At 46.5% G+C, this 24087-nt stretch carries 15 protein-coding genes; 13 read left to right on the top strand and 2 right to left on the bottom strand.

Annotated elements, in window-relative coordinates:
- Positions 1 to 116: 116 nt before the first annotated feature.
- A complete protein-coding gene (locus B0I21_RS17680) occupies positions 117 to 2837 on the bottom strand; it encodes a DUF5695 domain-containing protein (protein WP_208292388.1) in 2721 nt (906 codons plus the stop codon).
- A 524-nt stretch (positions 2838 to 3361) separates the two neighbouring features.
- Between B0I21_RS17680 and B0I21_RS17675 the strand changes: the two genes are divergently transcribed.
- The 10 genes from B0I21_RS17675 to B0I21_RS17630 all read left to right on the top strand — a co-directional run bounded on the left by B0I21_RS17675 (position 3362) and on the right by B0I21_RS17630 (position 15945).
- On the top strand, positions 3362 to 4225 hold the full coding sequence (locus B0I21_RS17675; RefSeq protein ID WP_133641815.1) for an AraC family transcriptional regulator: 864 nt from the start codon (positions 3362 to 3364) through the stop codon (positions 4223 to 4225).
- Positions 4226 to 4321: 96 nt separating this feature from the next.
- Positions 4322 to 5221 (top strand): dihydrodipicolinate synthase family protein, encoded by a 900-nt coding sequence (locus B0I21_RS17670; protein ID WP_133641814.1) that lies wholly within the window; start codon positions 4322 to 4324, stop codon positions 5219 to 5221.
- 4 nt (positions 5222 to 5225) lie between these two features.
- Positions 5226 to 6689, top strand: a complete 1464-nt coding sequence (locus B0I21_RS17665; RefSeq protein ID WP_208292387.1) for an aldehyde dehydrogenase (NADP(+)) — start codon at positions 5226 to 5228, stop codon at positions 6687 to 6689.
- 10 nt (positions 6690 to 6699) lie between these two features.
- Positions 6700 to 7698, top strand: a complete 999-nt coding sequence (locus B0I21_RS17660) for a 4-hydroxyproline epimerase (protein WP_133641813.1) — start codon at positions 6700 to 6702, stop codon at positions 7696 to 7698.
- Between the two features lie 27 nt (positions 7699 to 7725).
- Entirely contained in the window at positions 7726 to 8985 is a 1260-nt protein-coding gene (locus B0I21_RS17655; protein WP_133641812.1) for an NAD(P)/FAD-dependent oxidoreductase, read from the top strand.
- Positions 8986 to 9011: 26 nt separating this feature from the next.
- Positions 9012 to 10778: a DUF885 family protein gene (locus tag B0I21_RS17650; protein ID WP_133641811.1), complete on the top strand. Its 1767-nt coding sequence runs from the start codon at positions 9012 to 9014 to the stop codon at positions 10776 to 10778.
- Between the two features lie 5 nt (positions 10779 to 10783).
- On the top strand, positions 10784 to 12202 hold the full coding sequence (locus tag B0I21_RS17645) for an APC family permease (protein WP_133641810.1): 1419 nt from the start codon (positions 10784 to 10786) through the stop codon (positions 12200 to 12202).
- Entirely contained in the window at positions 12195 to 14432 is a 2238-nt protein-coding gene (locus B0I21_RS17640; protein ID WP_133641809.1) for a S9 family peptidase, read from the top strand. The genes B0I21_RS17645 and B0I21_RS17640 overlap by 8 nt, the downstream gene beginning before the upstream one ends.
- A 131-nt stretch (positions 14433 to 14563) precedes the next feature.
- Positions 14564 to 14752: a hypothetical protein gene (locus tag B0I21_RS17635; protein ID WP_133641808.1), complete on the top strand. Its 189-nt coding sequence runs from the start codon at positions 14564 to 14566 to the stop codon at positions 14750 to 14752.
- A gap of 188 nt (positions 14753 to 14940) precedes the next feature.
- A complete protein-coding gene (locus B0I21_RS17630; RefSeq protein ID WP_133641807.1) occupies positions 14941 to 15945 on the top strand; it encodes a 2-hydroxyacid dehydrogenase in 1005 nt (334 codons plus the stop codon).
- Between the two features lie 474 nt (positions 15946 to 16419).
- Here B0I21_RS17630 and B0I21_RS17625 read toward each other — a convergent pair whose 3' ends face one another.
- A complete protein-coding gene (locus B0I21_RS17625; protein ID WP_208292386.1) occupies positions 16420 to 18951 on the bottom strand; it encodes a Kelch repeat-containing protein in 2532 nt (843 codons plus the stop codon).
- Positions 18952 to 19224: 273 nt separating this feature from the next.
- Between B0I21_RS17625 and B0I21_RS17620 the strand changes: the two genes are divergently transcribed.
- The 3 genes from B0I21_RS17620 (at position 19225) to B0I21_RS17610 (ending at position 24085) form a co-directional block, all read left to right on the top strand.
- Entirely contained in the window at positions 19225 to 20703 is a 1479-nt protein-coding gene (locus B0I21_RS17620; RefSeq protein ID WP_133641805.1) for a glycoside hydrolase family 76 protein, read from the top strand.
- A gap of 131 nt (positions 20704 to 20834) precedes the next feature.
- On the top strand, positions 20835 to 22643 hold the full coding sequence (locus B0I21_RS17615; RefSeq protein WP_133641804.1) for an MSCRAMM family protein: 1809 nt from the start codon (positions 20835 to 20837) through the stop codon (positions 22641 to 22643).
- 2 nt (positions 22644 to 22645) lie between these two features.
- The gene (locus B0I21_RS17610; RefSeq protein ID WP_133641803.1) at positions 22646 to 24085 is read left to right on the top strand and encodes a glycoside hydrolase family 76 protein; all 1440 of its coding nucleotides are present in this window, start codon (positions 22646 to 22648) and stop codon (positions 24083 to 24085) included.
- Positions 24086 to 24087: the final 2 nt, after the last annotated feature.

Genomic DNA, 24087 nt, shown 5'->3' with positions numbered 1-24087 from the left:
CTTTCCGTGTGGATAAAAATAGCTCAGGTAGAGCTGTCGGCCGGAGTATACGCGGAAAGCGTGCACATCTGTAGAGAAGGCACGCTTTCAACGTTTACGAAAATGTAAACAAACTCTTATTCTTCGTCTTTTACCAGTTTGATAGACGGTGTCGTATTCGGAATCACATAGCGACCCTGTTGGTCTTTTTCAAATTCCTTCAAACGATAGCCACTGTTTTCCGCTACTTGAAGCAGCAGCTTGGGGGTAAAGGTCGGGTTAAGCGTCTGCAAACTAAGTTCGATTTCTTTGCTTTTTGGATCGTAGGTTAACGCCGTGATTTCTCCTGCATCCATCGTCAACCAAAGCTTTTCCGCTGCCAGAAACACGCGTGCTTTAGCCGCGGTGGTGATAGCAACGTTGATCTTGCCTTTGTTCTCGCTCAGTTTTCCGCTGAACGCTAGCCAGCCAAATTCGGGATGGTTGATAATATAGGTGCCAGAATTTACGGCATACCCGTAAAAGCCAGATCCATAGTCCCCTGAAATGCCGTCATTTGCTAATGTCGACGGGTAAGAATGGAATGCTCCCGGAGCAAAGCCATCTTGTGTAACATTGGCGAGCGCACCCATCATGCCGGCATGGCCGATACGAAGTAGGTAGAAATCATCGGGATGCTCCCGGTAGTCCGCAAGAACGGGTATCGCATTTAATGCCGAGCCATAGTGATGTATTTGCCGCTCAATTCGAGCAAGCTTGCCGCCGTATACAAAATCCCAGTAGCGCCTTGCGCTACCGTTGTACCCCCAGTGCGGTACCGTCGGCATATAGGCAAGAATAGCGTTTAACGTGACCTCTGCCTTTTCATCAAAACCAAAATATTTTGACCAGACGTAGACCTCTTCCTGTCCGGTAGAATCCCAAGGCATCTCACTTCCAAAAGGATAGTTAAGCGTTTTCCAGTGCAAAGCCCGCTCTTTCATCAAGACTTCGAGCTTTTGGGCAGCTTCTGTTCGTCCTTCTTTCTTCAAATCAAGGAGGATCAATAAAAAGATACTGCCTTCCATCTGTCCAAATTGTGCATAGTGCGGGGCTTTTTCGACCATGGCAACGGTTGTTTGAAAGGCGCGGTCTAAATAGGTTTGCCAGTTTTCTTCCGTAACGAGCTGCTTGTAATTTCGCGCCAATCGGTAAAGCACCCAATGTGCCGCTGCCACATGCGGATAGTTGTATGACCGACCAATATTATCGGCTTCTTTCTTAGGCCAAGCCGCCCATGTTTTGTAATTGATGGAGTCACTGTAGGTGCCCTTTGGAAAAGAGTCGGGTTCGTAGTAGAACAAGCTTTTTACGACAGCATATTTATTTTCACCATCTTTATGTTGGATCCTGCCAAATAAAGTCTCATTTGCAAATCGTTTGAGCTTGTTGATTTCCTCCACATTGGGCTGCAACAGCTGTTTCATAATCGCGGCCAACCAGCTTGCGGCGCCGGCCTCATCACTTAAGCCCGCAAACCAAGCATTGCGATGCTGTGTAACAGGCGTTTTGGTTTCGTAATCGTAGGTGATGACCGACGGGGAACGGCCAAACGGATCATTAGGGTTTTCGTACCATTGGCTGGTTGTCAGGAAATGTCCCAAGTCTTTCACGACTTCTTGTTCGGGTTTAATGATCTTGTATTGAATCGTTTGCACCAAGCCATCGTCATAGGTGATTTTCAGTCGTGCGCGCCCCCAGGTATTTCCCTTGACCAGGTAACTTCTCCATTTACCCGCCGTTTGCGGCAAGTTTTCCAGTGTCAATGCTCCGGCCGGATAGACCTCCATATCTTTGACCTTTTTTCCATACTTGAGAAACAATTTCGCAGGGTTGTCCAACGGTACCAGATAACCGGGTGCGCCAACAGCAACTGGTCGCTCTTGGCGAACAAGCTCTTCCTCAATTTGCTTGATACTTGGCGCCAGCACGAAGCGCAAAGCATAGCTTTTTGATTCGCCTGCTTTTAACACGATTGAACTGGCCTCATTCCACTGTTCTACGCCTTTCCACTCATTTTCTGCGTAGGCTTTGCTATGGATTGTCCATTCGTGGAAACCTTCAAAGGTGATGCTCCTGGGGGTAGGGTCGCTATTCAATGGCGTATAGGCTTCGAAACCCGCATTTTTCTGTGGTACAACAAGTAGGCTAGGCCCTTTTCCGTGCAAACGGTTCACCTGGAGGTAGCCCGCATCTTTACCGATGTAGGGGTCAAAAAATACGTTATCGGCATGAGCGCTATCTAGATTTTTCCAATCCATGTTGTTGTTGAAGATCATGGGGATGCCGAGACCGCCGATTTCGTAGGATTTTTTACTGTTGTTTTTTAGCACAAAGCGTAGGCAAAGGTTGCCGTCTTTCTCTTCCCAATAACGCATGACCTGCAGAGGGACATCGCCTAGACTCGCTGTGATATCGGCGGCGGCCAATGTTTTTCCGGATGTTTTTAGTGGCACCACAGGTTTGCGAACCGTAGCCGATGAATAGGCCGTCCATGATGTTCCGTCTACCGGACGCAGCGCTAAGGTAATATCGCCTAAATGATAAAATTGATCACGATCGCGTTTCGTCAGTAGTTCGTCTGGGGTATAATCAAACTGTTGATCGTCCTTTAATTTTAAAGCAGCTGCGGTTTGCGATGAGTTCAAAATGCTGATGTTGAGCTTAGCGAGCGAGAAACTGGTGCTGCCATTTTCTACTCCCAGTGTCGCGGGCTGTTTTTTTACTTTTTCCCAAAATGGATTTTGCGCATACAGCTGTTGCGTGATCGGCGCTTGCAAGAGCAGCAATATAAAGGGAATTTTGAGTGCGTTGCGCATAGACATGATTTATGTTTTTTTAATAAAGGTTATCTGTTGTGTGTTGTTACTCGAGAACTTCAACAAAAATAAAGGCTTCCGCTGGCCTTTTCCTGTCGGATATTGGCTTTCATTTTTCGAAAATTAACCCAAACATCCATTTTTGTAACGCTTTGGCCGCGCCTGATGTTTTCCGTCGAGGTGCAGATAAGCTATTGCTGAACATTGCCTGCTTGTCGGTGCACGGTTTACGAATCGAACTGTGAAGATTATAGTAGCAAGTTGTTGATTTAATGTAGACGGGCTTGTTTTTCTATAAGAATAAGGGCTTGTTTTGTTGAATTAGGTGGCGATTGCATTCAAAAATAAGAGTAATTAAAGTTAAGGCACTCCGTTGCAAAAATCATATTGCATTTTAACCAACTATCCTCTTATTTTCACCATAACAGTTCCCTGCTCTTGTTAATATTGTGTTAATATCGTAACTTTCAATCATACTAATCAGGAGTGTAAGCAAGGTTTTTTAAAATCTAACACGTTCTACTATGAAAATGATTCAATTTAATGTGCCGTCACCGAAGGATAAGTCTGTGTATGTGCAAGAAGACAAGTTGTCCGATTTTTACCCCTATTTTCATAAACATGAGGAATACCAATTTATGTGGATCGTGAAGGGAGAGGGCACACTGTTTCTTGCCGATAGTTTTCATCCTTTCCGCGCAGACGATATCTTCCTGTTGGGGCCGAATCAGCCGCATGTATTTAAAAGAAATGCCGATGATTTGGAACATCTTGAAGTCGAGTCGGTATCCATATTTTTTAATCTTAAAGGCTCCTTGTCCAGTCTTTTTAATATGCCTGAATTGGGCAGTATCTTGGCGTTTATTCTGCAAAATACAAATGGTTTCAAGGTTCCGCATGCGTATACCAGTCGCATAAAGCGTCGGATAGGATTGTTGAAAAAAGCCGATATGATGGATCAATTGATGAGCTTTGTCTTCCTATTAAAAGAGCTTAGCTTGGTATCGCATGAGCTGAAGCCTCTTTCGGTTACTACGGTGCTCAACAAAGACGATGGCTTCTTGCGCATAAATGATGTGTGCCGCTATATAAAAGATAATTTTAGACGAAGCATCACACTGGAGGAAGCCGCGGATCACGCTAATTTAACGCCGCAGGCATTCTGCCGATACTTTAAAAAACATACCGGACTTACCTTCGTCAGTTACCTGAGTGAACTGCGGATCCAGGAAGCGTGCAAGTTGATTACTTCGCAACGGTACGAGAGTATTGGTTTGGTTGCGTACAACTCGGGCTTCAACAGTATCACCAATTTTAATCGAGTTTTTCGCTCTGTAACTGGTTTTTCGCCAAAAGAATACTACGGAAGGTATAAAAATAACGTGTAGTAGTTTGTACGTGTTAAAATGTGGTGAGATTTGGTTCAATCTCGACTAGCAAATACCTTTAATAGGCCATAGTTTTGAAAAAAACAATTATTATTTATGGCTAATTTAAATTGGAGTGGAATTTTTCCGGCGATGTTAACACCGTTTCATGAAAATGGTGAGTTAAACTTTGACATGCTTGCTGTTAACATTGAAGCGCAAATTGCCGCAGGTATTGAAGGACTGATATTGGCAGGATCTCTGGGAGAGGCAAGCACCTTGACTACAGAAGAAAAATTTGAACTATTAACGTACACCCTGAACGTAGTAAATGGACGCGTACCTGTTCTCCTTAATCTTACCGAAAATACAACGAAGGCAGCTGTAGCGTTTGCACAAAAAGCTGAAGAATTAGGAGCTAACGGCTTAATGGTACTTCCGCCGATGCGCTATAAAGCGGATGATCGCGAGGTTGTAGCTTATTTCCGAACCATAGCGCAGAGCACGCAGCTCCCCATATTAATTTATAACAATCCCGTTGACTATTCGACCAATGTAACGTTGGATATGTTTGAAGAATTGTTGCAAGAGCCGACTATCCAGGCGGTAAAAGAATCCACTCGCGACCTTACCAATATCACGAGATTACGCAATCGCTTCGGCGATCGCCTTAAAATATTAGGTGGTGTAGATACCATCTTCCTAGAATCGGTGGCCTTAGGCGCAGATGGCGTCGTGGGTGGACTGGTTGATGCCTTCCCGAAAGAAACGTATGCAATCTACGATCTGGTTAAGCAGGGACAAATTGAAAAAGCCCTGAAAATTTACCGATGGTTCATGCCACTTTTAGAATTGGATATCCATCCTAAACTGGTACAATACATTAAGTTAGCAGCAAGCAAAGTAGATCTGTGTACGGAACATACACGTGCTCCACGTTTAGCGCTTATTGGTGAAGAGAAAGAAAGAATAACGAAAATAATAGATGATGCATTAGCATCTAGACCTCAACTTTAATTTTATGCGTATTGAAATGTCCAATGAAAAAATCCAAGCTATCATTCAAGATTCACTAATTGGATACCAGTATTTGCAACGAATTTCGTTGGCAGAGCGTGCCGTACTAATGCACGCTATTGCCGATGAAATTGAAGCGCTGGATGACGAGCTCATCCAAACGGCCCATGCCGAATCCGCCTTGCCATTAGCGCGGTTGCAAGGCGAGAAAGGAAGGACGATCCATCAATGGCGTTCGTATGCGAATGCGGTAAAGACCGGTATTTATGCCGAAGCTCGAATCGACAAAAGCGATGGCGCAGCCAAAGCAGATATCAGAAAATATAATAAAGGGATAGGGCCGGTCGCCGTTTTTGGCGCAAGCAATTTCCCTTTCGCTTTTTCAACGGCCGGCGGTGATACGGCAAGTGCTATCGGTGCCGGATGCCCAGTAATAGTGAAAGAACACCCGGGACATCCGAAAACCTCTCAATTGATGGCTGACGCCATCTCGCGTGCATTGGCTAAGTTTGGTGCACCGGCTTCTGTATTTGGTTATGTGCATGGCGAAGGAAATGCCGTAGGTGAATCCTTAGTGCTGCATCCTGCCGTTAAGGCGGTTGCGTTCACCGGATCATTCCGTGGCGGAAAAGCTCTCTTTGATTTGGGCGCAAAGCGTGAGGAGCCGATTCCTGTTTTTTCGGAAATGGGCAGTGTAAATCCCGTTTTTGTATTGCCTGAGTATTTAGAAAAGAACGTCGCCACATTTGCTAAACAGTATATGGCATCATTGACCTTGGGTGTAGGGCAGTTTTGTACCAACCCTGGATTGCTTGTCGCGTTGCAAGGACCGGTGTTGGATCAATTGAAGACCCTACTGCAACAAGAAGTACGGCAAGTATCTGAAGCAACGATGCTACACAGCGGTATCGCCAGCGCCTATAACACGAGTAAAACAAAGCTCGCCAATCAGCCTTCGGTTAGTCTTGTAGGCGAGCGGATGGAAAGCGAAAAGGAAGCGGCAGGAGCAGCAGTCTTCTGTACCGATGGAGCAGTATTCTTGAAAAACCACGAATTGGCAGAAGAGGTTTTTGGTCCGGCAGGATTAGTGATCGAATGTGCCGATGCGACGGAGATGCAGGACGTTATGGAAGGCTTGGCCGGACAGCTAACCATTACCTTTGCAGCCACTGCGGCCGACGTCCAACAGCACTTAGCTCTGTTCGAAATTGCACAAGAAAAATGTGGACGTTTGCTTTTTAATGGTATGCCTACGGGTGTAGAGGTGGTGTATGCAATGCAGCATGGCGGCCCATATCCATCCACAACGGATAGCCGTTTTACCTCGGTAGGGCCGGATGCCGTGAAGCGTTTTTTACGTCCGTTGAGTTTCCAAAACTGGCCGAACGAATTTTTGCCAGCCGAGCTTCAAGACGAAAACCCGCTGCAAATAGAACGGATAATTGACAATAAAAGAGTGTTAGGATAGGGCTGATTAAATGAAGAAAACATTTTTTTGTATAGATGCACACACCTGTGGCTGCCCTGTGCGTCTCGTTACAGGTGGTGCTCCTCTACTTTACGGAAATTCCATGATGGAAAAACGACTCCATTTTATAGAAGACTATGACTGGATCCGTAAAGGGCTCATGTTTGAACCCCGAGGGCACGATATGATGAGCGGAAGCATGCTTTACCCGCCTGTTGATCCGCAGAACGATAGTGCTGTGCTGTACATCGAAACAAGCGGATGCTTACCGATGTGCGGGCACGGCACCATTGGTACGGTCACCATTGCTATTGAAGAGGGGATTATCATACCGAAGATCCCCGGAAAATTACGCCTAGAAACGCCTGCTGGCCTTGTGTTGATAGACTATAAGCAGGTAGGCCAGAAAGTAGAGACGGTGAAACTGACAAATGTACCTTCGTTTCTGCATAGCGAAGGTCTGCTTGTCGATTGTCCTGATCTGGGTGAAATCCACGTTGATGTCGCTTATGGTGGAAATTTTTACGGCATTATTGATCCGCAGACAAATTTTGACGATATCCGTAGTTTTTCTGCTAGCCAGCTTATTCACTATGGCAAGATCATTCGCGGTTTATTAAATGAAAAATATGAATTCGTGCATCCAGAAGATCCCAATATCCATGGATTGAGCCATATCCAATGGACGGGAGCTCCAACCAAGGAAAATTCTTCTGGCCGTAACGCGGTATTGGTTGGTGAAAATGCGCTCGATCGATCGCCGTGTGGCACAGGCACCTCCGCGCGCATGGCACAATGGTATGCCAAAGGCAAGTTGCAGCAAGGACAGGAATTTGTGCACGAAAGTTATATAGGTTCTCAATTTATCGGTAAAATCGAAGAAACGGTAACCGTAGCAGGAAAGCCTGCCATTATTCCTTCGGTGGAAGGCTGGGCACGTATCATAGGATATAATACGATCATTATTGATGATGATGACCCGTATAAAGAAGGATTTCAAGTAATGTAAATGTAGATAATTCGATAATAGCGTCAAGTGGAAACAAATAAAGGAACGGTAGTGGTTATTGGTGCTGGGATAGCAGGTCTATCTTCAGCTTTTTATTTAGTGCAAGAAGGATGGAAGGTCATCATTTTAGAGAAAAATACGTTAGCAGATAACTGTTCATATGGCAACGCGGGCATGATTGTTCCGAGCCATTTTACGCCCATGGCGGCTCAGGGTATTGTTGCGCAGGGAATAAAATGGATGTTTCATAGCAAAAGTCCTTTTTATGTGCGGCCCAACCTCAGTTGGAACTTGGTCAATTGGGGGCTTAAATTTTTGAAGCATGCCAACAAGCAACACGTAGACCGGCACGCCGAGGCTATTCGTGACCTGAATCTTTACAGCAGCACCTTGTACGATGCCTGGTCGGCGCAACCGACGTTTGATTTTGAATTAGAGCAATCGGGTATCATGATGTTGTATAAAAGTAAGGAAGTACAACATGAAGAGATCGAGTTGGCCAAGCGAGCGCAAGACCTGAACCTCGACGTTGATGTGCTGGATGCCGACGGCGTACAGGCCTTAGAGCCCGCGTTAAAACTGGATGTATTGGGCGCGGCTTTTTACAAATGCGATGGCAAGCTATACCCTCCTAAACTGATGAGCCAACTCATTGCATATTTGACGGAGCACGGTGTGGAATTCCATGAGCAAACAGTTGTCACGCACTTCACGACCTCTTCCCGTAAGGTGAAAGAAGTGGTAACCAATAAAGGCAGCTTCAGCGCCGACGAGATCGTCGTCACGGCAGGGGCATACCTGCCACAGTTGACATCGAAATTAAGCCTAAAAACACCGCTGATGCCCGGTAAAGGCTATTCGTTTATGTATAGCCCGCAGCAAGATAAAACATTGAAGCACGCAGCCCTTTTGCTGGAAGCACGTGTCGCCGTGACGCCCATGAATGGGCAGATTCGTTTCAGCGGTACCATGGAGCTGGGCTCTGCCGATGACAAGATTAATAGCAATCGCGTGAAAGGTATTGTGGAGGCTATACCGAAGTATTTTCCAACGTTGGAAGTTCCCTATCCGGAAAATAAGATTTGGTTCGGTTATCGTCCATGTCCACCGGATGGATTGCCCTATCTGGGTCGTACGGCCAAGCTATCCAATGTAACGCTAGCAGCCGGCGGCGGCATGATGGGACTGAGCTTAGGCCCTGCCTTTGGGAAAGCCGTAGCTGATATCCTTTCTGAACGCAAAACAGCAACCGATATCAGCGCGTTTAACCCAGATCGATTTGATTGAAAATAAACATAACACCCTGAACGATTATGATATCCTTAGAAGCATTAACCAAAAAGTCTATACTCTGTCTTTCGCTACTTTTCTCCAACAATATAACGATGGCCCAATCTACCGATTTATACGCGCACACCACCCCCATAGAGCCACTCGTTGTTCAATACGGTCATGATGTACAGGCAATAAACTATTTTTATGGCCCGATGCCGAAAGGTTGGGGTAATCAACCTGCAGCAGAATCGCCAGAACAAGTAGATAGGCTGCTGCAGCTGGATCAATCCTACTTGGATAAACTAAAAGCTTTTCCCTATAGCTCCTTGGAAACCAATGGACAAGTTGACTTTGTGCTCTTGAAGCGAAAAGTAAAACAGGATATTGAACAACTGACAGAAAAAAAAGAAACGTATCGGCGGCTTGAAAAACACCTCCCGTTTGCCCAAGATATTTATGCTTTTGAAAAGTTACGCCGACGAGGTACCGCTATCGACGGAGAGGCTGTTTCAAAAAGCCTTTATGATGCGGCAGGTAAGGTAGAGAAAGCGACTGCACAGCTCGAATCACTCCAATCGTTGCCCTCTTCCGATGTTGACTTTCTCAACAATATGGTGACCTCGTTGAAGTTGCGCTTAGCAAGTTCATACGACTTTTACAACGGCTACGATCCGATGTTTACCTGGTGGGGGCCGGCGCCCTACAAGCAGCTTGTCGAAAAGCTCGATGCCTACGAGAAGACCGTGGCATCCAAGAGTGACTGGAAGGTGTTTGACGACGGCAGTAGGATTGGCGGAACACCGATCGGACGCCAAGAACTGAATAAGCAATTGAAAGATGAAATGGTAAACTATACGGCTGATGAACTGCTAAAATTGGCCGATCAAGAGTTTGCTTGGTGCGAAGCCGAGTTGTTGAAGGCTTCCCGAGAAATGGGCTTTGGCAATGATTGGAAAGCAGCACAGGAGAAAGTGAAGCAATCTTACGTGCCCGCGGGTCATCAGCCTGAGCTGATCTTAAAGCTGTATAATGATGCGCAAGAATTTATTAAGAAAAATGAATTGATGGATATTCCGGCATTGGCCGATGAAACATGGGGCATGATCATGATGACGCCGGAACGCCAATTGGTTAACCCCTTTTTTACGGGCGGTCGTGAAATCAGTATTTCATATCCTACTGATGGGATGACGCAGGACCAAAAGCTGATGAGCATGCGCGGTAACAACCCTTTCTTTTCGCGCGGCACGGTACAGCATGAACTCAACCCTGGCCATCATTTGCAATATTTTATGAACAGAAGGCATAAGCCTTACCGCGAGCGTGCATTCAATACACCATTTTGGACGGAAGGCTGGACACTTTACTGGGAATTACTATTGTACAGCAAAGACTTTGCGCATACCCCCGAAGAACGTATCGGCATGCTTTTCTGGCGCATGCACCGTTGTGCCCGTATCACCTTCAGTATTAAATTCCATTTAGGTGAATGGACGCCACAGCAATGTATAAATTACCTGGTTGATAAGGTAGGCTTTGAAACGGCAAATGCGCACGGTGAGGTAAAACGCTCGTTCGAAGGACGCTATAGCCCGCTTTATCAGTTGGCCTATCTGGTGGGCGGACTGCAGCTGATGAGCATCAAAAACGAACTGGTGGATACAGGCGAGATGTCATATAAAGCATTTCATGACCGCGTGATCAAGGAAAACTATCTGCCGATGGAGATGTTACGTGCGATCATGACAGACCAAAAGCTGTCGCCCGATCATGAGACGTCGTGGAAATTTTACAACTTTAAGTAAGCTCCATGGAAAGCACGAAACCATCATTTCATAAATCCATGGGCTTGCTCGATGCCACGATGTTGGTGGCGGGAAGTATGATTGGATCGGGGATATTTATTGTCTCCGCGGATATTGCTCGCAATACGGGTTCTGCGGGCTGGATGATTCTGATCTGGGTAATCTGTGGCTTCATGACCCTGACGGCGGCATTAACATACGGCGAGTTGAGCGCGATGTTTCCAAAGGCAGGCGGACAGTATGTGTATCTCCGCGAAGCCTACAATCCGTTGGTCAGCTTCGTTTTTGGTTGGACATTTTTCGCCGTAATTCAGACAGCTACAATTGCCGCCGTGGGCGTTGCGTTTGCCAAGTTCACGGCCTACCTTTTTCCTTTTCTGGATGAAGACGTTTACCTCTTGGCATTGGGCGACTATCGGGTGTCGTCGGCACAGGTATTATCCATTGCCGTCATCGTTTTACTGACATTTATTAACTCCCGTGGAATAAACAGTGGAAAGCTCGTGCAAACGACACTGACACTGGTGAAAATTGTAAGCTTATTATTGCTTATTCTGTTCGGCTTCATGGCCTTAAAATATGAGGTCTGGAATATCAATTGGCTGTCTGCAGATATCTGGAGTCTGAGAAAACTTAATGTAGATGGCACATTTGAAGATTACAGCACGTTCGGTGCTTTTGGAGCGATCTCTGCGGCATTGGTTGGCGCCCTGTTTAGTAGTGACTCTTGGCATTCTTCTTCTTCTGTAGCTGGAGAGATCAAAAATCCACAGCGGAATATTGGCTTGAGCTTGGCGCTGGGCACAACAATCGTCACCATTATTTACATCCTTACCAATTTGATGTATACCGGCGTGCTGGATCTACATCAAATGGTTAATGCCCCGAAAGACCGTGTCGCGATGCGTGCCGCACAGGAAATTTTTGGTCCTTTCGGTATCACGATTATTGCCGTGATGATCATGATCAGTACATTTGGCTGTAACAATGGTATTATCTTGTCTGGTGCGCGGGTGTATTACTCGATGGCGCAGGATGGCTTGTTCTTTAAAAAGGTAGGCGTATTAAATCAGAATGCAGTACCGGCATATGCCTTGTGGTTACAATGCCTGGTGGCCTCACTATGGTGCTTGAGCGGCAAATATGGCGATCTCTTGGATATGATAACTTGCGTTGTTGTGGTGTTCTACGTTTTGGCCGTTGCCGGTGTTATTCGTCTGCGTTACACCCGGCCACATTTGCCAAGGCCTTATAAAGCCTTTGGCTATCCCGTGCTACCGATTATGTATATGCTGATGGGTACAACCTTTATCGTACTGATGCTGATCTATAAGCCAAATTATACGGTGCCCGGAATCCTCATCGCGTTGGCCGGTGTTCCTATTTTTTATCTTGTTAATAAAAAACGAAACAACCATGTTTAATCGATATTTTTATCTGTTGATGTTTTGTGTGCTTGCCAGTGCGAATAGCTTTGCGCAAGGCACCGTCGACGATTTTAAACGGGCCAAAGAGCTCCGTGGTAAAATGACAAATAAGGTCTATCATGTGCCTGCACAAATCAAATGGAATGAGCAAGGCGACCTCCTGTGGTACGAAAAGAATACAGCTGCAGGGAAGCAGTTTGTACTGGTCGATCCGAAAGCAGCCTCGAAGAGTACGCTCTTTGAACTTAACGCATTGACTGACGCACTGAAAGCAGCCCTCAATAAGCCGGTTGATGGCGCTTCCTTGCTGAGCGATCATATCAAATTGATCGATCGCGATCTGTTGGAATTTACCTACGATGGCTATGTATGGTGTTGGAACCGATCGACCAATAAGTTGGATAAGAAAGAAAAAGAAAAGAATGACCGCCGCGGCGGATATTGGGGGCAACGATTTGACGATAGCAAGGGCGAACCTATCGCTTCGCCAGATAGCTCGCTACTTGCTTATATCAAAAATAGCAACATCTATGTGGCTAAAAAAGACGAGCCAAAATCGGAAAGGCAACTCACGTTTGATGGAAGTCCTAGCGATTATTACGCGGCACACATCCACTGGTCGCCCGATGGAAAGAAGATCGCAACCAGCAAGGTAAGAAAGGCCGAGCTGCGTATCTTGACACTGCTGGAATCGTCACCGACGGATCAATTGCAACCCAAACTGCAGACGCGGGATTATCCAAAGCCCGGCGATGCGATATCGCAATATAATCCCGTGATTTACAATTTGGAAACCAATCAGCTTCTTCCGGCAGATCATAGACTGATTGATAACCAATTTTCTATTAGCCGGATTAATTGGCGCGACGACAGCCGTGCGATTACTTTTGAATTTAATAAACGCGGACATCAGCAATATGCCGTACTGGAGCTTGACGCTACCAAAGGAAGCAGCCGCTATCTAATCAATGAGCAAAACAAAACCTTTATAGATTACAGCGGCAAGCGATTCCGCGAAGATATTCAAGACGGAAAGGAAATGATCTGGGCATCAGAGCGCGATGGCTGGAACCATTTATATCGTTATAATGGGGAGACTGGCGAAGTGATCAACCAAATTACGAAAGGGGATTGGGTTGTGCGTCGCGTCGTTAACGTGGATGACGTGAAGAAGCAGATCATTTTTGAGGCCAGCGGAAAAAATAAAAAGCAAGATCCCTACTTCATCCAGTACTATCGGATAAATTTTGATGGGAGCAACTTGCAGGAGTTAACACATGAGGATGCTACCCACACCGCTACGTTCAATAAAGACTATAGTTATTTTGTCGATGTCTACTCCCGCATCGATCAAGTACCGACGGCAGTTTTGCGAGATCGCCAAGGTAAGGTTGTAATGGCCTTGGAGACAGGAGATGATGCCGCGCTTCGTGCGTCGGGATGGAAGGCGCCAGAGGTATTTACGTCGAAAGCCAGGGATGGAAAAACCGATATCTGGGGCATCATTATCCGACCGACCAATTTTGATGCGAGTAAGAAATATCCTGTGATCGAATACATCTATGCTGGCCCGCACAGTTCCTTTGTGCCTAAAACATTTATTCCCAATCCAAGCGGTATGCAAGAACTTGCCGAGCTAGGTTTTATTGTCGTGCAGATTGACGGCATGGGTACGTCAAATCGCTCTAAAGCTTTCCACGATGTATGCTGGAAAGATCTTAAAGATGCCGGGTTTGCGGATCGTATTATCTGGATGAAGGACGCCGCAAAAAAATATCCGTATATGGACTTAGCGAACGTCGGTATTTATGGTACATCTGCCGGTGGACAAAGCTCAACAGCTGCCGTTCTATTCCACCCCGAATTTTACAAAGTTGCGGTCTCTTCTTGTGGATGCCACGACAATCGCATGGATAAGATATGGTGGAATGAGCAGTGGATGGGCTGGCCGGTAGGACCGGAATATGCGGCTTCGTCCAATATCGATCATGCCGGAAATCTACAAGGTAAATTGATGCTCATCGTGGGTGAGCTGGACGATAATGTTGATCCGGCTTCTACCTACCAATTGACCAATGCATTGATCAAAGCAAATAAAGATCACGAACTGATCGTTGTGCCCGGAATGGGACACTCCTCGGGTGGCGAATATGGCGAAAAGAAACGCCGTGATTTTTTTGTCAAACACTTGATGGGCGTTAATCCACCATCTTGGACTGTACATTAGCACACACATACTATTTTTGTTTTATCCTCCGATCAATAGGCTCTCCAAACAGCCTATTGATCGGGGGATTTTCTATTTGTTTGACGGTCTAACAAGTCAAAATAGGACGGTCATTTATCAAAATGCGAAATATGCTATATTCTTCAGGGCATTGTGAAGATCATACCTACCGCGTGCAATATGTAAAAAGTAAAAGCGGTTCGTTCGGCCTATACGAATATCCGGAGGAAAATCCAATTTTGGTAACGAATGAAGATGGTAGCATACAGCGCAAGGACATTACCAAAACGTCAGTATTCCAAGGAATTCCAATAAGTTGATTATGATGATTCCAGAAAAGGAGGTGATCAACAACACGTTGGTTGTTCAAAATCCAAATCCAGATCAAGTGCCTGTTTTTGTTCCCTAAAACGTAAAGCTTAAATAAAAGACCGGAGACTAGCTGCTCCGGTTTTTTATATTTTGGGCCGGCTTATTATGAAAAGAAATTAATTCTTATATTTAAGATATGAAGATCGCTTTCTTTTCCACACAACCGTATGATCGCCTGTTCTTTGAACGCGAGAATGCAGCAGGCAAATTTGCCTATCAATTTTATGAAACGCACTTGGGACCGCACATTGTGCGGGCAGTGGAAGGAGTAGATGTGGTCTGTGTCTTCGTGAATGATAAAGTAAATCGGGAAGTTATCTCCGTTTTGGCGCAGAAAGGCGTGCGCTTAATTGCCTTGCGTTGCGCGGGATTTAATAATGTGGATTTAGCAGCCGCAAAGGAATACGGTATTGCCGTGTGCCGAGTACCCGCCTACTCTCCAGAAGCGGTAGCGGAACACACCGTGGCGATGTTGCTAACCTTGAATAGAAAAACACACAAAGCGTATAATCGCGTGCGCGAACAGAATTTTTCGTTAAATGGCCTGTTGGGATTCAATTTACATGGACGTACGGTTGGTGTCGTGGGCACAGGTAAAATCGGTAAAGCATTTTGCCGGATCATGCGAGGTTTTGGTTGCAGATTGCTTGCGTTTGATCTTTATCATGATGACGAACTCGTGAAAGAGGGCTTACATTACGTATCGCTTGACGAGCTATATCGCGAAGCGGATATCCTTTCGCTACATTGCCCGCTTACCGAAGATAATAGGCACCTGCTGAACAAAGCGTCGCTTGAGCAGATGAAAGATGGCGTCATCGTTTTAAACACCAGCCGCGGAGCGTTGATCGATACAGTTGCGGTTATTGACGCACTCAAAAGTCGTAAACTCGGCGGTTTGGCTATTGATGTGTATGAGCAGGAAGAAAAGGTCTTTTTCCGAGATTTAAGCGATACTGTTATCAAAGATGATACCTTGCAGCGGTTGATGAGCTTCCCGAATGTACTGATCACGGCACACCAGGCATTCTTCACCGATGAAGCCCTTGGACAGATTGCCCGAACGACTTTAGCGAATGTCGAGAAAGGCTTGCAACAGCAGGTTCGTGAGGATGATCCAGCTTTTCGTTTTAGTAGATGAACGTACGACAAAGGATGCAACAAAAATAAACGACAGGGTTTTGGGGCAAAAAGGGTAATGCGTACCGCGTATTGCGACAAAGTGCGACCGCTGGGAAGAGGTTTTTATTAGCAAGTCTTATGTGATACAACTATGATAGCGAAGGAGTCATTGAAGCGAATGAGTGTTTTAGGTGCTGCAATCAGTGATCGCGGCGATTGACCAATGTACATAAAAGAACATTGATGAACGGCACTTTAACGTTTCATCAAGCGATGGCCAAAGTAGGATGCTGCCGTGGCTTGGTAAGGGGGAGAGCATTAGATTATGTTCCAAAATCCAATCGAAAGGATTTTTGGACGTCATCTTCGCCTGGTAGGCAGCAGACTATTGCGGGTTGGACGGTGCGCAAAATCGCCTCGATGAAACAAAGATTTTTTGCGTACCTTTTTCATCTGAAAAAGTATGGCCCAGTCTTGGCAAAGGACAGGAGTGCTATTGCGTTACACGCAACCAAACCTCTTCAAAACTGCCTTTATACTCTTCGCCCATAAGACGCCGGTAGTTCTCTGCAAAGCGCTTATAGAAGGATCGCGCACGGTTTTCAAGCTTTTCTTTCTGCAAAGCATAAAGCCCCTGCTCGAATGCACGTTCGTTTGTTGCATCCACCATGATTAACGCCTCTGCCGCCCGGAATAAAGAAGACCAGTCTTTATCTGCTCGACTTTTAGCCAGTTGCTTTTCAAAGCGGTCAATCAGCATACTTTCGATATCATGTTTGGACTTGTCAAAAATAGGATCGTCCATGCCCAGCAGAAATTCACCCCTTGCCAGCACATATAAAATTTCCGGTGACAAGATATCGGCGCCTTCGACGAGTAGTTGCTGTAGGCGCCAATAATCACAGTAGCAGACCGCATCGAATACAACCCGATAATGCCCTTCTTCGTAAATAATTTCTATACCATCCAGTTCACTCAGTACCTTTCGCAGGTTATTGATGGCTACACCCCTTGAGGTTTTCGCTTTATCCTTTGGTTTGTCGGGCCACAGGAGGTGGGTCAATAGATTAGAGCTGATGCCCGTATGGGCGCTATGGAAAAGCACAAGGCAGAACACCTGTTGCAGGCGAGTACTAAACAGATGGGAAACATCTACACCTCGCCGATCCAACACAGTGAAATCGCCAAAAAGGTTGATGCGGTTAACCGCCGGTTGCTCGGGCAGCGTTGGCGCATCGGGCGCAACAGCGACAGGATCTGGCTGTTTTCGCCGACGATACCGTATGTAGAGAAAGGCACCCACACAGAGCAGGGCTGCTCCTAATAGGTACAAGCCCCTGTGGTTCCGGGTGCCGGAACCTGGAAAAGCATCAAGTTCGGATGCACTGATGGCCGGAAAATCCAAACTGTATAAAGTAAGGGTAGAGCGAACATCATCGTCCGATTCTTGTACCAAAGCAACTAGCTTATTGAGATTGGGATCAAAATATAAGTTGGCATGGGTGCTGATTCTGTCCGAGTAAATAGGGATGGAGTCCCCCAACGCTTCATACCTGCCGTCTTGCAAAGCAAAGCGGCGCAACTTAATAAAGGAATGGGTCAAATGCTCCGGATAGCCGAGCATATAGATCCAGTTCGAGTCAGGGATCACCAATCCTCGTGCCGGGACGAAAGGGCCATCTCTGCCGTCGACGTCCCAAAGCTTAGTCGTCTTTCCACTGCTTGGGTCTAAACGATAAAGGTCGTAGAAATATTTTCTGCCAACAATATGTTGACCAGATTCGTTGCCCATACCGCCAAAAATGTAGATTTTACCATCTACTGCTGATCGTCCTGCCGAAGTAAAATAACGCGGCAATATGGAGTCGCCGCGTATGGGCGCTTTTGACCATCGCTTATCGTGTAGGTTGTAAAATAGCAAATCATTGCTGTACACCATGTTGCCGTATCCACCAAATAATAGCAATTGGCGGCTGTCGGCTAGGTAGGAAGCGGCATGGTGATTGAGCTCGCGTTGCAGGTAATCGCTGCTCTCTATCCGCCAACTAAAATCCGCTAAATCGAGGCTGGCCACGGTAGGGCCCGTGTAGGGTGTGGTGTAATGCGTTTCATAGATATACAGCCTGTTCACTTCTGGAGCGATAAAGCTATTGCCTAACTTAATTTCAACGGGGCAGGGGGTTGAAAAGCGGACATGTCGTTGTTCCCCAGTTTGAATTTCGTAGATCGATATCGAATCCTTATTGACGTAGTAGATCCGCTTTGTTCTCGGATCATATACAGCACCCGAAGGCGTCGAGGATTGCATAGTTGTATGTTTATGCCAGTGATAGGCGTCGTTCATGAGCCAAGTACCGTTTGTTACCTTTCCCAAGACCTCCCCAGAAGCGCTATGAAGCTTGTCGCCCTTGCTCTCCCTTAGCGGAAAAACGATTTCGCGCTCTTTATTGCCGATGCGGAAGTTCCGAAGCGAAAAAGAGGGCACATCAATCATGTAATCGCTTCTACCAAAGGTAACATTCGCGGCATAGGGCGACGTAATGGGTACTTTAGCCGTCTTTATTTCTTTACCGGCAATTTGCAGCTCGACTTCCCCCTTATCCAAATCGTAGGCTATGCGCACCGGAAACCAGTGTTGCTCGATCAGTAATTCCAGCGGAATGTGAAACGTAATCAAATTCGCTTTCCCTTCTTCGTTTAGGCGGAATACCGCCCGCCCACCTTCTTTTTCATAATGCAAATTGATGATGGAGCGCTGATCGTCCTCTTTTATCCGGACGATGTAGCCCATCGTACTATTGTTTGGCACATGCAGATCAAAGTCAATCACAAACCGATCATGAAAGGTAAACGCGGCGTCGGAAAAAAACGTGGCTGAGGTACGCTTTTCAATAGGTTGACTACTGCCTGTAAACCGGATTCCCTGCCCGAAAAGCACAGCTGGCACAACCGAAAGGGTCGCGAACATAAATAGACAAAATAGGAAATATGGCGTTCGATCGATGTGCATGTCTTGACTTATCATCGTCATAAATAGGTTAGACAATTTATAACTTGTTGCAAAGGTAACTAATATTATATGAAAAAAATTACGCCGAATGGGTAGAAAGGTAGACTATCCTGCCCTACTGCAGACGGTGAAAAAAATGCTTAAAATAGGGGGGTTAATGTTTTTTTTACCGGTTAATTCTCAATTTTAACCCTAGTTTTAATCCTAGGTCTCCTATTTTGCCTGTGAAATGTGTCGGAAGACCATTACGCCAATTTGAATCGTGTTATAAACCTTATTACATTCGGAATGAAGATTTTTTTCATCGCCTTATTTTGCACCATACCCTGTTGTCTGGTCTCGGCAGCAACGGCTTTGCCAAGATGTGTTACAAGCATATTCACTAAGGGCGCCGCAGCTTATCCGGCCCCTGCACACGCGGAGGCGCTAGCTGTACAAAATTTGGACCGGGCCATCGGCTTGATCGATGTGACCATTGGAGCCTATTTTGACGCAGAGACCTTCGAGATGCGACGTTTTTATAATCCTTTTACAAAAGCTAAATCGAATGAGCAAGCTTCCGTATGGATGTATACGGCAGGAATTGAAGCCGTTAACGCGGTGCTTTCGGGCCTTAAAACGGCAAAAGAAAGCGGGAACAGCGATCTGTATAATCGGCATTACGTGCGCTATGTGGAATTGCTAGAGAAGCTGTATGCAGGGGCAGATTATTACTTGGGAACCTTTGAGCTTGTTTCGTATACACAGACAAAAACATGGTCAGTGTATGCCGTGGATCGCGTCAAGGAGAAAGGCAAGGCCAATGTGACAGGCGTCCTCAACGTGTATGATGACCAGATGTGGCTGATCCGAGAGTTGTTGGATTCGTATACATTGACAGGCAAGCGCGCTTTCCTCGAGAAAGCCGAGTACCTTACTGCTTATGTGTTGGACGGCTGGGACGTCACGCGCAATAGTAGCGGGAAAGAAAACGGTGGCATACCTTGGGGGCCGGGCTACACCACGAAACATGCCTGCAGCAATGCGCCGCTGATCAGCCCCTTAGTTTGGCTACATGAACTTTACAAAGGGAAATCCGATAACGTAGAACACCGCTTTATCGATGGGCGAGATCGGAAAACGCGCCGTGTCGAACAGCTGTCGAAAGAACAATACTACCTGCACTATGCACGCTCTATTTATGCCTGGCAAAAAGAACACCTGCTCAATGCAGATGGTGTATATGCGGATATGATGGGCGGCTGCGTGCCAAATTGCGATATCCGCTACGAAGAATTGGAGGGCACGCGTTACCGCGCGCATACCCCTTTGACGAAAGCCGTCGGAAAAGCCCATACCTACAACAGTGGTACGATGCTGTCTGGCGCAGTGGATCTATACCGTGTGACGAAAGAAGACCAATATGCCGAAGATGGCCAGAAGCTCGCCAAAAGCAGTTTTCAACAGTTTGCCGCCTTGGGGAAGGATGTGCCGCAGTATTATAGTTTCGAAACCAACGGTTTTAGCAACTGGTTTAATGGCATCCTGCTGCGCGGCTATGAAGAAGCTACGGAATTGGATGCACGCATTGGCGACTTTGTAATGGCCTTCCAGCGAAATCTGGACTATGGTTTCGATAACTTTCATCAGGATGGTTTCCTGCCAACAGATCTGTTGCGAGGTTGGGCAGCAGAGAAAGAATCGCAGGGCGTGGAAGGTATGTTTATGTTTACCTATGCTGCACAATACGCCGTTCTAGCCAAGCATCAGCTGGAGCAAGATTTGTAAACGCCCGCTGTACGAAATGATGATCCTACTAAAAACGAATATTTTGCCTAAAGAAGATAAATCCAAATACACCTAATAAACCAACAAAAAAACAACCTTAAAAAACACTGACCATTTAAAAAACTAATCGGATGAAAAACCTAAAAAAATTAATCCATGTGGCGTTAATCACGTGCATGGTCATGCTGCATATGGGCTGCAAAAAGGAACACGATTCTCCGGATAACCGGCGTGGGCAAGTTATAGGTACCATTACAGATGCCAACGGCGCACCTATCGCTGGAGTAAAAGTCACCCTTTCCGGTATCAAGGAAGAAGATCAGGTGGCCACAAGTGGGAATGATGGAAAGTATGCCTTTAGCAATGTAACCTACAGAACGCATGCTGTGACCTTTGAAAAAGATGGCTGGATGGCTGTTGGCCTCACCGTAACCGCTGCTGGCTTTGATGAAGCAGGAATGGCGACGGTCGATGTGGAGATGGTTAGTGCTTCGGCTCAGATTGTCGGTACGGTAACCGATGCGCTTAATGCTGGAAAGCCACTTGCAGGCGTAACCGTCTCGATTGGCGCAGTAGGTGGAACTGTAACGACTGATAGCAACGGAAAATTTGTCATTCCTAACCTCATTGAAAATAATTATAGTGTTTCTTTCACCAAAGGTGGATATGTCAGCATCGTCAGAACAATCACCGCCGCTGATTTTGTCGATGGTGTAGTTACGATCAACATCCCGATGGGGGGCGTCGAACTTCTTCGTGGATTAACAGCTATTGATCTGCAAAAGGCCGAAAAATGGTATTATAACGAGTACCGTGGCGGGCGCAATGCAGATGCCTACCCACACTGGGACTGGGCCTGTAATTATATGAGTGCTCTGGACTTTAGAGGTGCGTGGCAAGAGCAGAACGAAGGAACCACCTTACAGATTCGTAATGGCGCAGATCAGCGGGCTAACCCTGCCAATATGGATGTTTTTGACTCATTCGTATTTGGTAGCAAACTGATCACCGAAGACAACAAAATCCTTTCGCTGCGCGCACAAACCCACAATGCCGATGCAGCAGCGCCAGCCTATTTTGGTGTACAGGTCATTGACCTGAGCGCCGCAGAACCGAAGACAGAGAAGGTCGGCAATACCCGTACGCACGGAGGTGGCTATGCTGATTTCGATTTTGATCTGAGTGCATATGTCGGTAAGGAGGTCATCATCGCCATTGGCATCTATAGGCAGTCAACAGGCGACTATTGGAAACAACTGGTCCTTCGCGCAATTCGATTTGCCGATAGGAAGGTAGAGAACTGGGATTGGCTTCCTGGAACCGAAGTCGTCCCGGGTTGGAAGCTTTCGCAAGAAACCGCACGATCGACCATGCCGCACACGAAAAAAACGTTTACGGGATTGAGCCCTATCAATGGTAACCGCGACAATTACGTGGATGCCTATCGTGCCTGGAGAAATGTGTCTCACGTGGCCTCCGAGTGGATGTTTATGCCATTAAAGAAGGATCCGGAAGTATTTCCTTCGGAGGGCTATATCATCAAGACACGCAACACACCAGACGTTGATACAAAAGTGCCTGAAGCCTACCTCTATGCGAAATATTCGATCGCGGCTGGTAGCAATAAGCTGGCACTGAGCACCCGTAATTTCGGCAATAACTTCACCTATTTTAAACTAACAGCAATAGCGAACGACGGCACAGTAACGCACCTTTCGCCTATGGCCAACACAGCACAGCAAGCATCAGCAGCAAATGATGGTTGTTGGCGGTTCAAACATGGCAATGGCGGAGCCGGTAATCCAGAGGCATACGCTGTGTTTACCTACGACCTCTCGGCCTTCAACGGCAGCGATGTGACCTTAGCGCTCGGCGTATATAATGGTGAAGCGAATACAGGAGAGAATAAACTGGTGATACACACTATTAAAATAAACTAAAGATGAAAAAAAGTATGATGATCGCGATGGGGAGCCTGCTATGCTTCTTCATCTGTGCCTGTGATAAGGCAAAGAGCGATGGGGAAACGGCGCCGCCAGAAGATAAAAATCTGGCGACTAGATCCCTGACGCGCGCTATGGAAATTACCGATAATGCGCTCACGGCCTATTTTTCGGGAAGTGGGATGACCATGGCGAGGTATTACAATCCCTACACCGATAGACGGTCGGCAGAAGTAGGTAGTGTGTGGATGTATACGAGTGCCATCGAGGCTGTGACGGCTATTATGCACACGTTAAAGACGGAAAAGGAAAAAGGCGATGCTACGCGCTACAACGAACACTTCAGTCGGTACGAGCAAGAGCTGATGAAGCTCTACGATGGAGCCGAGTATTATTTAGGGACATTCACCCTTACCTCATATACAGGCACGAACGAATGGACGGTCTATGGCGTCAATCGTGGAAGTTCCAAAGGCGGTGCACGGGTCGAAGGTATCGAAAATGTGTATGACGACCAGATGTGGCTAATACGCGAATTTTTGGAAGCCTATAAAGTGACGGGTAATGCTGATTTTTTGAGCAAAGCGGAATACCTGACCGAATATGTGCTTGATGGTTGGGACTGCACAATGGACGCAAATGGAAATGAAGTCGGCGGTATATCTTGGGGCCCAGGTTACGCCACGAAGCATGCCTGTAGCAATGGCCCTATGGTCAGCCCACTGGTTTGGCTGCACGAACTTTACAAAGGGAAAGGCGACCAGACAACGCATCATTACATTGATGGAACCGATCGAAGAACGCGAAGACAAGCACAAATGAATAAGGCGGACTATTACTTAATGTTCGCTAAAAAGATCTACGATTGGCAGAAAAAGGCCTTACTTCGCGCTGATGGCGTATACGATGATATGATGGGGGGATGTACGCCAGGATCTCCCCAATTGGAACAGATAAACGGGGTGAGCTACCGCAGAGGTACGACCTGCCGTGACCGGGTGGGGCCTGCCATTACCTATAATAGTGGTACGATGTTATCAGGAGCGGCCGACCTGTACCGCGTCACGCAAGACGGCAAATACCGGGAGGATGGAGCAGCTTTGGCTAATGCATCGTTCTCGTATTTCGCAAAAAAGGGAGTCAATGTTGCTGAACATTACACCTTTGATATCAGCGGTTTTAGGAACTGGTTCAATGGCGTGTTGATGCGGGGTTATGTAGACCTTTATCCTGCGCACAAAGCGTCTGACGCATACATTGCCGCGTTTCAGCAGAATCTAGATTATGCCTATGAGCATTATTTCCACAACGGCCTATTGCCGACAAACTTACTGGTGGGCTGGAACCGCGATCGTGGTAAAAACGATACAGAGGGGATGTTTACTTTCGCCTTTGCAGCCGAATACGCGGTTTTGTCTAGATATGAACAAACAAAATAGCT

It is taken from the genome of Sphingobacterium paludis (assembly GCF_004364125.1).
In the GTDB taxonomy this organism is placed as follows: domain Bacteria; phylum Bacteroidota; class Bacteroidia; order Sphingobacteriales; family Sphingobacteriaceae; genus Sphingobacterium; species Sphingobacterium paludis.
Note: the sequence above shows the minus strand (reverse complement) of the source record. Positions and strands in the feature narration are given on the sequence as shown.